At 70.0% G+C, this 12,716-nt stretch carries 12 protein-coding genes and 1 pseudogene; 7 read left to right on the top strand and 6 right to left on the bottom strand.

Translation table 11 applies throughout. From position 1 onward, the window contains the following. Window positions 1–23 precede the first annotated feature (23 nt). Together ABZS51_RS28050 and ABZS51_RS28045 are read left to right on the top strand one after the other, a co-directional pair. Window positions 24–512 (top strand): VOC family protein, encoded by a 489-nt coding sequence (locus tag ABZS51_RS28050; protein WP_310710462.1) that lies wholly within the window; start codon window positions 24–26, stop codon window positions 510–512. A 447-nt stretch (window positions 513–959) separates the two neighbouring features. Further along, window positions 960–1,154: a DUF3046 domain-containing protein gene (locus ABZS51_RS28045; RefSeq protein ID WP_310710463.1), complete on the top strand. Its 195-nt coding sequence runs from the start codon at window positions 960–962 to the stop codon at window positions 1,152–1,154. A 10-nt stretch (window positions 1,155–1,164) separates the two neighbouring features. Here ABZS51_RS28045 and ABZS51_RS28040 read toward each other — a convergent pair whose 3' ends face one another. Beyond that, complete coding sequence (locus ABZS51_RS28040) at window positions 1,165–1,437, bottom strand: hypothetical protein (RefSeq protein WP_355446922.1); 273 nt, start codon at window positions 1,435–1,437, stop codon at window positions 1,165–1,167. A gap of 661 nt (window positions 1,438–2,098) precedes the next feature. Between ABZS51_RS28040 and recA the strand changes: the two are divergent. Next, window positions 2,099–3,085: pseudogene (gene recA, locus ABZS51_RS28035) on the top strand (recombinase RecA); the annotation flags it as partial. Between the two features lie 191 nt (window positions 3,086–3,276). On the opposite strand, the gene ABZS51_RS28030 reads toward recA, so the two are convergent. Next, entirely contained in the window at window positions 3,277–3,537 is a 261-nt protein-coding gene (locus tag ABZS51_RS28030; RefSeq protein WP_355446919.1) for a hypothetical protein, read from the bottom strand. 382 nt (window positions 3,538–3,919) lie between these two features. Between ABZS51_RS28030 and recX the strand changes: the two genes are divergently transcribed. Then, window positions 3,920–5,233 carry a recombination regulator RecX gene (recX, locus tag ABZS51_RS28025; RefSeq protein WP_355446916.1) on the top strand — a complete coding sequence of 438 codons (1,314 nt, stop codon included), beginning with the start codon at window positions 3,920–3,922 and terminating at the stop codon, window positions 5,231–5,233. Window positions 5,234–5,500: 267 nt separating this feature from the next. Here recX and ABZS51_RS28020 read toward each other — a convergent pair whose 3' ends face one another. The 4 genes from ABZS51_RS28020 to ABZS51_RS28005 all read right to left on the bottom strand — a co-directional run bounded on the left by ABZS51_RS28020 (window position 5,501) and on the right by ABZS51_RS28005 (window position 9,280). Continuing rightward, entirely contained in the window at window positions 5,501–6,262 is a 762-nt protein-coding gene (locus ABZS51_RS28020) for an alpha/beta hydrolase (RefSeq protein ID WP_355446913.1), read from the bottom strand. Then, entirely contained in the window at window positions 6,259–6,843 is a 585-nt protein-coding gene (locus ABZS51_RS28015; RefSeq protein WP_355446910.1) for a TetR/AcrR family transcriptional regulator, read from the bottom strand. Before ABZS51_RS28015 ends, ABZS51_RS28020 begins: the two co-directional genes overlap by 4 nt. A gap of 451 nt (window positions 6,844–7,294) precedes the next feature. Beyond that, window positions 7,295–7,951: a M15 family metallopeptidase gene (locus tag ABZS51_RS28010; protein WP_355446907.1), complete on the bottom strand. Its 657-nt coding sequence runs from the start codon at window positions 7,949–7,951 to the stop codon at window positions 7,295–7,297. A 12-nt stretch (window positions 7,952–7,963) separates the two neighbouring features. Continuing rightward, window positions 7,964–9,280, bottom strand: coding sequence for an ROK family transcriptional regulator (locus ABZS51_RS28005; protein ID WP_355446904.1), 1,317 nt, complete (start codon window positions 9,278–9,280; stop codon window positions 7,964–7,966). A gap of 168 nt (window positions 9,281–9,448) precedes the next feature. Between ABZS51_RS28005 and ABZS51_RS28000 the strand changes: the two genes are divergently transcribed. Genes ABZS51_RS28000 through ABZS51_RS27990 form a run of 3 tightly spaced genes read left to right on the top strand, consistent with a single transcriptional unit; the run spans window position 9,449 to window position 12,635 of the window. Next, on the top strand, window positions 9,449–10,774 hold the full coding sequence (locus tag ABZS51_RS28000) for an extracellular solute-binding protein (RefSeq protein WP_355446901.1): 1,326 nt from the start codon (window positions 9,449–9,451) through the stop codon (window positions 10,772–10,774). 2 nt (window positions 10,775–10,776) lie between these two features. Then, complete coding sequence (locus ABZS51_RS27995) at window positions 10,777–11,787, top strand: sugar ABC transporter permease (RefSeq protein WP_355446897.1); 1,011 nt, start codon at window positions 10,777–10,779, stop codon at window positions 11,785–11,787. Further along, window positions 11,784–12,635 carry a carbohydrate ABC transporter permease gene (locus ABZS51_RS27990; protein WP_310710473.1) on the top strand — a complete coding sequence of 284 codons (852 nt, stop codon included), beginning with the start codon at window positions 11,784–11,786 and terminating at the stop codon, window positions 12,633–12,635. Before ABZS51_RS27995 ends, ABZS51_RS27990 begins: the two co-directional genes overlap by 4 nt. The last annotated feature ends 81 nt before the right edge of the window (window positions 12,636–12,716 follow it).

Here is a 12,716-nt window from a genome sequence, read left to right as displayed (position 1 = left end):
ACACAGGCGGACATAGAGCGACCGTGAGCATCGACCAAGCAGCCATCGACGCGCGCCGCGAGGAGATCAGGGAGCGCTACCTCTTACCGCACCGGCCACCCAGCAGCGCTCGCGGGCTGCACCACTTCGCGCTGGTGTCCTCGGACCTGGAGCGGACGATCCGGTTCTACCAGGAGCTTCTGGAGTTCCCGCTCACGGAGATCATCGAGAACCGCGACTACAAGGGTTCCAGCCACTTCTTCTTCGACATCGGCAACGGCAACCTGCTGGCCTTCTTCGACTTCCCGGGGCTCGACCTCGGCCCGTACCAGGAAGTTCTCGGCGGCCTGCACCACATAGCCATCTCCGTCGACACGGCCACGTGGGAGCGTCTGCGCGGGAAGCTGGAGGTGGCCGGCGTGCCGCACCAGATCGAGAGCGGCGCCTCCATCTACTTCCGTGATCCCGACGGCGCCCGCCTGGAGCTGCTCGCCGACCACCTCGGCGAGATGTACGGCTCACGCGTGCTCTGAACCCACCTCGGAACCCGCGCTTCGAGCCGCCGTGCCGATGTCCGTCCGGCGTTCGGACGGGGCGCGACGTGTCGCGGCTGTCTCGATGCCCTGCGGCCTATCGCCGCTCTCTCCATGCGGTACGGCCCAGCGCCCTTGGATGCGGTACGGCCTGGCGCCGCTCCCTGGATGCGGGACGGTCTACCGCCGCTCCTTGGATGCGGGACGGCCTACCGCCGCGATGCCCGGCGTGTCCTCGGCTCGCCCGCGCGGGGTGCCTGCCTGATGCCGGCGTGCCGTTCGGACCTTTCCGCCTTGTCCTTCTGTACGGCGAGACGTTGCGCCAGGCGTAACTCGCGGCGCCTGGCACGGTTCGCCTTGGTCTTGTTGGTCTTCGGGGGTGAGGGTTTGTGAGTCTTGGCCATGCGGGTGTCCTACCCATGCCGCCGGTGGTCCCATACTTGAGTGATGCGGTTGACCGAGTTCTGGAGGCGGATGCGCGCCCACTTCGGCGACACCTACGCCGACTCGTGGGCCCGCGACTACGTGCTGGCGCCCCTGGGCGGCCGCACGGTCACGCAGGCGCTGGCCGAGGGCGAGAGCGCGAAGAGCGTCTGGCGAGCGGTCTGCCAGGTGGAGAACGTGGCGTCGTCGCTCCGGTGACCTCAGGACGTCACCGGGGGGACGCGTCGAGCGTCCGCCTCAGCGCCCCTGCCGTGCGCGCGAGCTCCTCCACCCGTCCCTGACCGCCGGGCGCCCACAGAAAAATCCATCCCCCGCGCGAGGGGGTGGCGAAGATGATCGTCTGCCGCCCGGTTTCCGGATGCCAGACCCAGAGCATCGGATCGTCGCCGCCTATCATGCGGCTCACCAGTCCCTGCTCGGGCAGCAGCTCGGCGAGAGCCTCCAGATGGGCGCGCCGTTCACCGGTGTACGTGTTCGCCACGTCGTCGCCTCCAACCCTCTACCCTTGAGTCTCCCCAGCTCATATCGGCCGGCAACACGCATGCCGCAAACCACCGCATATCCGGTCGATCTGGACGTACGGTCGCGGCGCACTCACAGAGAGAGCCGACGGCGGCCGATCCTCGGCAACCGGAGCGCCGCTCAAGAGCCGCCGTGCGACTTCACGGCTCGCCCAGCACCACGAACACCGACGACACCACCACCACGGTCACGTCCCTGTCGTGAACGACCGCCCCGCAGCCGACCCGGACCACTCACGATTGCCCGCAGGAAACGGCCGGCTGCACGCGGGGCGAGCAGCCGGTGCCACGCCGGAGAACACGTACGCGGCCCCGTCACGCCGCACAACGACGGCGTCCACCGACGCGAACGGCCGACCAGGGCGAGCAGCCGGACGCGGGGCAGGGCGGGCGACCGGTACCACGCAGCGCGGGCGACCGGGCGCCGGCAGGGCGCAGCCGGGCGGCACGGCGATCGGCGGCTCCCGGGCAGCGTGTTACCGGTGTGATCGAACAGCCGTTCGGCTACCATGAGAGACGCCGGGGACTCCGCCCTCCCCGACGACCCACAGAAAAATGTCGGTGGCAGGCCGTAGCTTTCACTCGACTGAATCGGACCACGACCCTTCAGAGGGAGCTCCCATGGCTATCAACGACCGCGAGAAGGCCCTCGAGACCGCGCTCGCCCAGATCGAGCGGCAGTTCGGCAAGGGCTCCGTCATGCGCCTCGGCGATGACGCCAGGGCTCCCATCGAGGTGATCCCCACCGGCTCCATCTCTCTCGACGTGGCGCTGGGCATCGGAGGCCTGCCGCGCGGCCGGATCGTCGAGATCTACGGCCCGGAGTCCTCCGGCAAGACCACGGTCGCCCTGCACGCGGTGGCCAACGCGCAGCGGGCGGGCGGCATCGCGGCGTTCATCGACGCCGAGCACGCCCTCGACCCCGAGTACGCCAAGAAGCTCGGCGTCGACACCGACGCGCTGCTCGTCTCCCAGCCCGACACCGGTGAGCAGGCGCTGGAGATCGCCGACATGCTGATCCGGTCCGGCGCCGTCGACATCATCGTCATCGACTCGGTCGCCGCGCTGGTGCCCAAGGCCGAGATCGAGGGCGAGATGGGCGACAGCCACGTCGGCCTCCAGGCCCGCCTCATGTCGCAGGCGCTGCGCAAGGTCGCCGGCGCCCTCAACAGCACCGGCACCACCGCGATCTTCATCAACCAGCTTCGCGAGAAGATCGGCGTCATGTTCGGCTCGCCCGAGACCACGACCGGCGGTAAGGCGCTCAAGTTCTACGCCTCGGTCCGCATGGACATCCGCCGCATCGAGACCCTCAAGGACGGCACGGAGGCGGTCGGCAACCGCACCCGCGTGAAGGTCGTCAAGAACAAGATGGCCCCGCCCTTCCGGGTCGCCGACTTCGACATCCTCTACGGCGTGGGCATCTCCCGCGAGGGTGGCCTGATCGACATGGGTGTCGAGCACGGCTTCGTCCGCAAGTCCGGCGCCTGGTACACGTACGAAGGCGACCAGCTCGGCCAGGGCAAGGAGAATGCCCGCAACTTCCTGAAGAACCACCCCGACATGGCCAACGAGATCGAGAAGAAGATCAAGGACAAGCTGGGCGTGGGCCCGCGCGTCGACGCCCCGGCCGAAGCCGCCCCGGCCGCCCCTGCCGTCCCGGCGGCCGCCGCTGCTCCCACGGGCCGCGGCTCGAAGGCCGCCGCCGCGCCGAAGCCCGGTGACGTCTGATCGGCCTCCCATGAGTGAACACCGGCCATCGGCCTCGGCATGAGCGGCGACGACCAGGCGCCCCACGACTACGACTGGGGCGCCTGGCCAGACGTCCCGCCTTCATCCGCCGGCCGTACGAGCAGACGCGGCCAGTCCGGTTCCGCCTCCACGTCCGGCTCCAGTTCCACGTCCGGCTCCAGTTCCACGTCCCGGTCCGGCTCGTCCTCGACGTTCCGGTCCGGCACATCCCAGTCCGGCCGCCGTTCGGACGCGGCTTCCGGCCAGACCCGGGACGCGGCGAGCGGCCGCCGGAGGCGCGGGTTCTCACCGGACGACGCTTCGGACACGTCGAGGAGCCAGGGGCGGGGTGGCTCACGCGGTCAGGGAGGGGATGCCTCGCCGTCGGTGGACGGCTGGCCCTCACTGACCGAATGGCACGAACAACGCAGACAACGCGCCACCTCCGCCGCCCCGGAGCCTGACCTCCCCTCATCCGACCTCACAGATCAGCGCCCCCAGGAGCTCAACGACCAGGACTCCCAGCCCCCTGCTCTCACTGAGGCAACGGAAGCCGGCCACCCGGATGACGTCGAGGATGGCGCCCCCACCTGGCCGACACAGTCATCGGACCGCACACACCCCTTCTGGGCTGCCGGACCAACCACCCCTTCCGGGAACGCCGACGCACCTGCGACCACCGGGCAGTCCGCCGACGCGGACGATCCGTTCATGGCCGCGGCGCCTTCGGGCACCTGGTCACCGCTGGAGGAGTCGGAGCCGGACGATCATGCGGGTGCCAGTACGGAGTCGCCGTGGAGAAGCGGAGCCGGCGACGTCGCGAGCGTCGCAGCACCGTGGAGCGGCACGGCCGGTGACAGCCCGAACGTCGAAGCATCGTGGAGTGACGCGGGTGGTGACAGCGTCGGTGCCAAGTCGCCGTGGACCGACACAACCGATGACGACGCTGGTAGCAGGTCGCTGTGGAGTGACAGGACTGGTGACGACGCGCGCCTAGTGGGACCATGGAGCGCTGCGGCTGGCGACGGCATTGCCGCCGAGTCACCGTGGAGCGACAGAGCCGAGGACGACACCAGCACCCCTGGGACCGGCACCATGGGGACCGGCACCATGGGGACCGGCACCACGACAGGCACTGCTGGCCCCGCGGACACCACAGGCGCCGGCCCCAATGACACGAATGGCACGAAGGGCGCGACCACTGGCACCACCCCTGGCACCAATGACATCAGCGCTGTCACCTTCGGCACCACCGGCACGACCGACACCAGCACCAGCACCAGCACCAGCACCAGCACCAACGCAGGGTCGCTGTGGGGCGGCGGGGCCGATGACGGCGTGGGTGACGGGGTGGGTGACGGCGCGTCCGAGGAGGGGCCCGCAGGTCGTGGGCGTCGGTCCGGGCGAGGCCGTTCCGGAGGAGGACGTTTCGGGTCTGGGCGTGGCGGGCGAGGGAGGCGGTCCGGTGGCGCGGGCCGGGGTTGGTTGTCCGACGGGCCCGACGAGGAGTCGCCCGCGGCATCTGCGCCTCCGGCCGATCCCGAGTCGGTGGCGCGGGCCATCTGCCTGCGGCTGCTCACGATGGCGCCCAAGACGCGCGCCCAGCTCGCCGAGGCCCTGCGCAAGCGTGACGTACCGGATGAGGCGGCCGAGGCGGTGCTCGACCGGTTCTCGGAGCTGGGCCTGATCAACGACGAGGCGTTCGCGGAAGCGTGGGTCGACTCGCGCCACCATGGCCGCGGCCTCGCCAAACGGGCTCTGGCAGCCGAGCTGCGCCACCGCGGAGTCGACTCGGAGACGGTGAACGAGGCCGTGGAGCGGCTCGACCCCGACCAGGAAGCCGAGACGGCCCGCCGCCTCGTGGAACGCAAGCTCGCCTCCACCCGGAATCTCGACCCCCAGACCCGCACCCGCCGCCTCGCCGGCATGCTGGCCAGGAAGGGCTACCCGTCCGGCCTCGCGTTCCGGGTCATCAAGGAGGCGTTGGAGCAGGAGGGCGTGGAGGTGGAGGAGGACTATCCGTAAGGGGCGGTGCTGGGCTGAGGTTGAGCGAGGTTCGAGGATGCCGCGCCATCCCACGGCACCTGCACGTCACTGCACCTGAAGCCCGCCGAGTCGCGAGTCCCGAGTCCGCGTGTACCGAAGCCCGATGCACCCGGGGCCCGCCAGGGCTGACGCCGGCCGAGTTCACCGGAGCGATCTGGCAGGGCCGGCGGACTGCAGAGCACTGCAAGCCTCGAACAGCTCGGTACCCGGAACGAGATCCGGCGGCAGCGCGGTGATCAGCGTTGATCAACTGTCTGTCAGGAAGGCGAGTGCGTCGGGAGCGAAGCGCTTGTCGGTGAATGTGGCGCTGTGGCTTTGGCCCGGATAGACGATGAGCTGGGCGTCGGGGATCCCCTCTACCGTCTGCCGAGCCAGTTCCAGGGGGTAGACGAGGTCCTTGCCTCCCTGGATCAGCAGCGTGGCGGCCTTGATGTCGTGCAGCCGTCCGCGCAGGTCGAAGCCGTCCTCGGCGTTGAGCACGGTGACGGCGTCGGTGTGGTCCTTCTGCCCGCTGTCCGACAGCCACAGCAGGCCTTTGAGCAGTCGCCGGCCGATTTCCGATTCGGTGACGATCTCGGCCAGCGCGGGACTCGGCCGCCTGCCTTGGTGTGCGCGTTCGATGTAGGTGCGCTGGGCCCGCCTGCCGACAGGGCCGAGGGTGGCGGCCGTGCCGGCCAGGACCAGGCGGTCGACCAGGTCGGGATGGTCGGCGGCGAGTTGGAGGGCGATGGAGCCGCCGGTGGAGATGGCCAGCATTCTCACCGGACCCTCGAAGGTGGTTGTGATCGCTTGCGCGTAGACCGCGGCGAGGTCGGCCATCGTCGTGGTTGGTGGCAGCCCGGGTGGTCGGTTGACGACGTAGACGGTGAAGTGCTCGCTGAACGGTCGTACCATCCGCATCGTGGACCAGCGCGCCAGGCCCGTCGGGTTGGCCGCTTGCGGGGTGTGGAGCAGGACGACCAGAGGTGGTCCTGTACCGGCTGACAGGTACGGCAGGCCGTTCATCATGAGGTGATCCCTTCGGTGACCGCGTCGATCAGGCGGTCCATCACGGCCGGGTAGATCTCGGCGCCCAGGTGTTCGGCGTGCAGCGGAGTCAGCAGGACCGCGCGCAGCACGCCGAGCAGGACCTGGGGGTCGCCTTTCACATGGGTGCTGAGGAACTGGAGCAGGGCGGCCATCGGGCCGTCCACCGCGGCGGCCATCCTCTCCGGGGTGAGCTTGGCGGCGACCGCGGCCATCTCCTGGGGGTGGGACACCAGGCGCCGGTAGAGCGGGTTGGTGTCGAGTTCGGCGACCGTGGCGCGCAGGAAGCGTCGCAGCGCGTCGCGGGTGTCGGCGCCGCGGTCGAGGCCTTCGTCGATCACCCGCCGCCGCACCTGCTCGCTCTGGCGCAGCATGGCCTCGAAGTAGAGGTCCTCCTTGGAGGCGAAGAAGGCGTAGAGCGAGGACTTGGCGATGCCCGCGGGAGCGGTCAGCTCTTCCAGGGACGTCTTGCGCAGGCCCTGGGTGGAGAAGAGTCGAGCGGCGGTGTCGAGCAACTGCTCGATGATCCGCGCCCGCTCTTCCTCCGAAAACGCCGGCGGCATGCTATCTCCATATGAACAGATTGGTTGTTTGTTCACAGCATATCGCTGGGCGGCACAGCGACTTGCGCGCGGTGCTGAAGAAGCTCGGCCTGTCCGGCGACCCGGCGATCGCGTCGATCGTCGCCGCGCAGTTCGCCAGGGCGCTGGTGGTGGTGAGCCGCTGGGAGCGCGGGGAGGGTTGACGGCCGGGCGTGCGGGACCGGCACTGCAGGTCTGGTCCTTCCACATCCTCGCCGCGCTTGCCCAGTTCGAGACGTAGACGCCGAGGACGGCGTACCGGGCCACGGATCTTCCCGTTCAGGCCCCCTTTACGGCAGGCACGGAAAGGCCCACCCGCCGTGCGGGGCCGGGCTCTGTCCAGGGGAACGCTCCTCCGGCTCCCCGGCCGGCCACCGTGACGTGCGCACCGTGGGCCGCCTGGACGCCGTCCCGTGGAGGGCGAAGCCGGGCGTCAGAGAGAGGTGGGGCCGTAGAGGGCGTGGGGGGCAGCCGTGGTGAAGGCCCAGTAGCGGTCGCCGTAGGACCAGTGCCACCACTCCGTGGGGTAGTTGACCAGCCCGACCGGTTCCAGCGCCGCCGCAAGGATCTTGCGGTGCTGCCGCGCGGCCCCCGGCAGGTCCAGCGCGCCCGTGTAGCACAGGCCGCCGCTCCGCTCGGGGGTGTCGTTGACCGCCGTGCCCATGTCGTACTCGATCCCGTCGGGGTCGCACAGCGTGAGGTCGACGGCGGCGCCGGCGGTGTGCGGGGCCACCTCGATGGGCGAGACGTAGCGGCTGGTGGCGGCGTGCAGCTCGTCCGGCGTCAGGCCGGGGAAGCGCTCGGCCAGCTCGGCCCGGTAGCCGTCGAAGATCTGGCGCTGCGACGCGATGGACCGGTGTCCCTCGACGATCAGCAGGTGGTACCCGTCCGGCAGGGATCGCTCGGCACGTTCCAGCCTGTCGATAAGGCCCTCGCGCAGGTGGGCGTAGGCGCCCTCCGGGTCGGCCATCCGGTGATCGACCCGGAGCCGGCCGCGGACGTCGGCCAGCGGCTCCCCGTTGTCGTGGAGGAGGGTCGCGGCGACACGCGGGTCGGAGATCAGCACGATGCCGCCAGTTGGGTGCCACATGTGCAGCAATTCTCACACAGTGTCGGAGAAGACCTGTTCGCGGGCCTGCTCCAGGGCGGCCACCAGAGCCCCGCGCAGCACGGGGTTCCCGGTCACGCCTGTGGCGACGACGCTGGGCCGGCTGGGGCTGATCGCGGCCACGGCCTCCTCGACGCGGGCGGCGAGCTCCGCGCCGCCCGCCTTGCCGATGTCGCCGGCGAGCACGATGAGCCCGGGGTCGAGGACGACGCTGACGGCTGCGACGGCCACGGCCAGACGGGCGGCGACCGCGTCCAGGAATCCGTCGTTGCCGGACGCGGTCGCGGCATGGACCAGCTCGGCGACCGGCACCGCGCCGTGGTGGCCGGCGGGAGCATCTGAGCGGCCCGCGGAAGGGCCGGAAAGGCCGCGATGGCCTGCGAGGGCGCGGACGCCGGTGTCACCGCTGCCGGCGAGGCTCCCGTCGGTCCCGTCGGGAGAGACGAGGACGCCCGCACCCTCCGGCCTCCGGAGGACCCCGTACTCCCGCGCCAACGCCACCAGCGCCCGATGCCCCACCAGCCGCTGGTACGACCCGCTCTGCGGCTGGGACACGTCGTCCGGCAACGGCTCCCCCGGCACCGGGAGCCAGCCGATCTCCCCCGCCCCGCCCGTGATCCCCCGGTGCAGCCGCCCGTTCAGCATGACGCCGAGTCCCTGGCCGACGCCGGCCCAGACGACGGCGAAGTCGTCGTGCCCCGCGGCGGCGCCGTGGCGGTGCTCGGCGAGGGCGACGAGGTTGACGTCGTTCTCGATGGTCACGGACGCGCCGAGGGTGCGGCGGAGGCTGGCGAGGACGCCGGTGTGCCAGGCGGGCAGGTCGTACGAGAAGCGGACGTCGCCGGTGCCGGGGTCCACCACGCCGCGCGTGCCGATGACGAACGAGCGGAGCCGGCCGAGGGTGATGCGGGCCGAGACGCAGGCCCGCTGGACGGCGTCGTGAACGGCGGCGACCGGGTCCTCTCCCCCGGCCGGGTCCACGACAGTCTCGACGACGACGCGGCCGGTGATGTCGGCCACGCCGACGGTGATGGCGTCGGGCAGCACCTCCAGCCCGGCGACGTGCGCACTGGAGGGAACCACCCCGTACAGGGCGGCGCTGGGGCCGCGGCCGCTGGCCCGCTCCCCCGCGACGTGGACGAGCCCGCGCTCCTCCAGGCGGGCGAGGAGCTGGCCGGCCGTCACCTTGGACAGGCCGGTGCGCTCGCCCAGCTCGGCCCGGGTGAGCGGGCCCTCGGAGATGAGCAGGTCGAGCGCGCTGCGGTCGTTGAGCCGGCGCAGCAGCCGGGGGACGCCCGGGTTGCGGGTCACGGGCTCCCTCCCCTCTCGTCACGAAACGCTAACGCCGGTTTCTTTTAAGAAAGTTTCTTGTTAGTTTACCACCATTCAACACTGACGATCAGCCAGGTGCGGACCCCCGGGCTCGGCACCCGTATGAGCGCAGACCCGACGCGTTTTCGCCGGGAAGGGAGAACCCTAGTGAGGATCGCGAAGACCACGGCCACTACGGTCACCACGGCCGCCTTGGCCCTGGGCCTGGCGGCGTGCGGCGGCTCCACGGAGCCGTCCAAGAGCGAGCCGGCGCAGTCCGCCTCGGCGGCCGGGCCCAAGTTCGCGGGCCAGAGCCTCACCGTTTGGCGCCTCGGCGACCCCAACGAGCCGTCGCAGAAGTACATGGACGACCTCGTCGCCGATTTCAAGACTCAGACCGGCGCCGAGACGAAGGTCGAGTGGATCCCGTGGCCGCAGGTCAACGACAAGTTCACGGCCGCGGCCGCGGGCGGCGAGGGTCCTGACGTGACGGAGATCGGCAACGACCAGGTGCCGCTGTGGCAGAGCCAGGACGCCCTGGCCCCCGTCACGTCGATCACCACCGCCGGTGAGCAGGCCCAGATCCCGAAGAACCTCTTCGGCCTGGAGACCATCGACGGCGAGGTCTACGCCATGCCGTGGGGCGCCGGGACCCGCGCGGTCATGTACCGCACGGACTGGTTCAAGGAGCTCAAGATCGAGGTCCCCAAGACGTGGGACGAGCTCGTGGCCGCCGCCAAGAAGATCCAGGACAAGAAGGGCAAGGACGTCGACGGGTTCGCCTTCAACGGCGGCTCCGACGCCAACCACCTGCTCGGCGCGCTCGCCTGGTCGCAGGGCGGCGAGTACGCGGTCAAGGAGGGCGACAAGTGGGTGGCCAAGCTCACCGACCCCGCCTTCAAGGCCGGCTTCGAGACGTACACGGGGATCGTCACCTCCGGCGTGTCGAGCAAGTCGCGCCTGACGCAGAACACCACCGACATCCGCACCCGCTTCTCCAACGGCAAGGTCGGCATGTACCTCACGGCCTCGTGGGACATCGCCACCATCAAGGAGGAGAGCAAGGGCAAGATCAAGGACGACCAGATGGCGTTCTTCCCCCTGCCCTCCAAGACCGGCGGTGAGACACCGGCGTTCTTCGGCGGCAACGACATCGCCGTCTGGAACGACGCCAAGAACAAGGAGCTCGCGACCGAGTTCGTGAAGCTGGCCTCCGGCAAGAAGTGGGCCGACCGGTACGCCAAGGACGGCGGCCTGCTGCCCGTCTACCCGGACACGCTGGCCGAGCTGGCCAAGGACCCGGCGCAGGCGCCGTTCGCCGCCGCCTTCGCCAAGGCCAAGGCGTTCCCCGCCGACCCGCAGTGGACCGAGGCGAACGAGACCAAGGCCGTCCTGCAGAACGCGGCCCGCTCGGTCATCGAGGGCAAGGCCACGGCCGACGACGCGCTCGCCAAGGCCAACAAGGAGCTCGAAGACATCCTGAACCAGTCGTGACCATGACGGACACCTCAACGCTCGCCAGGGGCGGAGACACCTCCGCCCCCCGGCGGGGCCGCGGCTCACGCAAGCCCTCCCGCGCCGGCGGCCTGCCGGCGTGGGCGGTGCCGTACGTCCTGCTCGTCCCCGGCACGGTGGTCATCGCGGGTCTGCTGCTCTACCCGATGGTCCAGATGGTCCTCATGTCGTTCCAGGACATCAGCCTCCGGGTGATCCGCGGCGTCGCCGAGCCGAAATGGGTGGGGCTGAAGAACTACACCCAGATCCTCGACAACGACATCTTCTGGTCCTCGCTCCGCAACACGGTCGTCTTCGCCGTCGTCACCGTGGCGCTCACGCTGGTGCTGGGCACGGCGGTCGGGGTGCTGCTGCACCGGCTGAGCAAGCGGATGTCCACCTTCGTCATCATCGGCATCATGTCCGCGTGGGCGGTGCCGCCGGTGGCGCAGGGCACGATCTGGCGATGGCTGTTCGACGCCGAGGCGGGCATCATCAACTGGGCGCTGAACCTGCTGCCCGACGGGCTGTCGACGCTGGTGTTCGGCCGGGCCGACTGGACGGGCGAGCCGTGGCTCAACGACGCCTGGTCGGTGTACGTGGTGCTGGTGCTGACCGTGGTGTGGGCGTCGTTCCCGTTCGTGGCGGTCTCGGTGCTGGCCGGGCTCAAGGGCATCCCGTCCGAGCTTTACGAGGCGGCCCGGGTCGACGGCTCCACCCCGTGGCGCACGTTCAGGAAGATCACCTTCCCGCTGCTCAAGCCGGTCTTCGCCGTGCTGACGATCCTGTCGATCATCTGGGACTTCAAGGTGCTCAGCCAGCTCTACGTGCTGCTCAACGGGCCCACCAACCGCGAGGCGTTCAACCTGTCCCTCTACTCCTACGCCGAGGCGTTCAAGGCGCCGCCGAAGATGGGCACGGGAGCGGCGATCGCGGTGGTGCTGACGATCATGCTGCTGGTCGTCACCGCCTTCTACACCCGGCAGATGGTCAAGCAGGAGGACCTGGCATGAACCCGCTCGCCCGCAAGCGGCTCGCCAGGGCCGCCCTGAACACGGCAGGAGTGCTGGTCTTCCTCTTCGCCGTCTTCCCCGTCTACTGGATGATCTCCACCTCGTTCAAGGCGAACGACCAGATCTTCACCACGGACTTCGTCCCGTTCCCCACGCACTTCACCTTCGACCACGTCGAGCGGGTGCTCACCGAGGGCGTGGCGGGCAACCCCATCTGGATCTACATGCGCAACAGCGCGATCGTCGCGCTCGGCACCGTGCTCGTCGGATCGGCGTTCGCGCTGCTGGCGGCGACGGCGGTGGCGCGCTTCCGGTTCAGGGGCCGCACCGGGTTCCTGATCACGCTGCTCGTCGTGCAGATGATCCCGTGCGAGGCGCTGCTCATCCCGCTGTTCCTGAACGTCAAGCGGATGGGCCTGTACGACAACCTGCTCGGGCTCATCGTGATCCAGGTGGGCCTCACCCTCCCCTTCGGCATCTGGATGCTGCGCACGTTCGTCGCGGCGGTGCCCAAGTCGCTGGAGGAGGCCGCGTGGATCGACGGCGCGAGCCGGTTCACCACGTTCAGGAAGGTGCTGTTCCCGCTGGTGGCGCCGGGCCTGGTGGCGACGAGCATCTTCTCGTTCATCACCGCGTGGAACGACCTGATCTTCGCGTTGGTGCTGATGAAGGAGAGCTCCGGCTACACCATGCCGGTGGCCCTGCAGTTCTTCTTCGGGCAGCGCGGCACGGACTGGGGCGCCATCATGGCGACCTCCACGCTGATGACGCTGCCGGTCATCGCCTTCTTCCTGCTGGTACAGCGCCGCATGGTCTCCGGTCTGGTGGCCGGGGCCGTCAAGGGCTGACCTTCCCCCGCCGCGGCCCCCGGCACGGCCGGCGCTCCTCCACGCGCCGGGCCGTGCCGCGGGCCGCCCATCCCACGATGA

It is taken from the genome of Nonomuraea sp. NPDC005501, assembly GCF_040605905.1.
Lineage (GTDB): Bacteria > Actinomycetota > Actinomycetes > Streptosporangiales > Streptosporangiaceae > Nonomuraea.
This window is presented reverse-complemented; position numbering and strand designations above follow the sequence as displayed.

Excerpts from the sequence above, each read along its gene's own strand:
- recX (WP_355446916.1), top strand. The coding sequence starts at position 3,920 with ATGGCCGCGGCGCCTTCGGGCACCTGGTCACCGCTGGAGGAGTCGGAG.
- ABZS51_RS27990 (WP_310710473.1), top strand. The coding sequence starts at position 11,784 with ATGAACCCGCTCGCCCGCAAGCGGCTCGCCAGGGCCGCCCTGAACACG.
- ABZS51_RS28015 (WP_355446910.1), bottom strand. The coding sequence starts at position 6,843 with ATGCCGCCGGCGTTTTCGGAGGAAGAGCGGGCGCGGATCATCGAGCAG.
- ABZS51_RS28010 (WP_355446907.1), bottom strand. The coding sequence starts at position 7,951 with ATGTGGCACCCAACTGGCGGCATCGTGCTGATCTCCGACCCGCGTGTC.
- ABZS51_RS28045 (WP_310710463.1), top strand. The coding sequence starts at position 960 with ATGCGGTTGACCGAGTTCTGGAGGCGGATGCGCGCCCACTTCGGCGAC.
- ABZS51_RS27995 (WP_355446897.1), top strand. The coding sequence starts at position 10,777 with ATGACGGACACCTCAACGCTCGCCAGGGGCGGAGACACCTCCGCCCCC.
- ABZS51_RS28020 (WP_355446913.1), bottom strand. The coding sequence starts at position 6,262 with ATGATGAACGGCCTGCCGTACCTGTCAGCCGGTACAGGACCACCTCTG.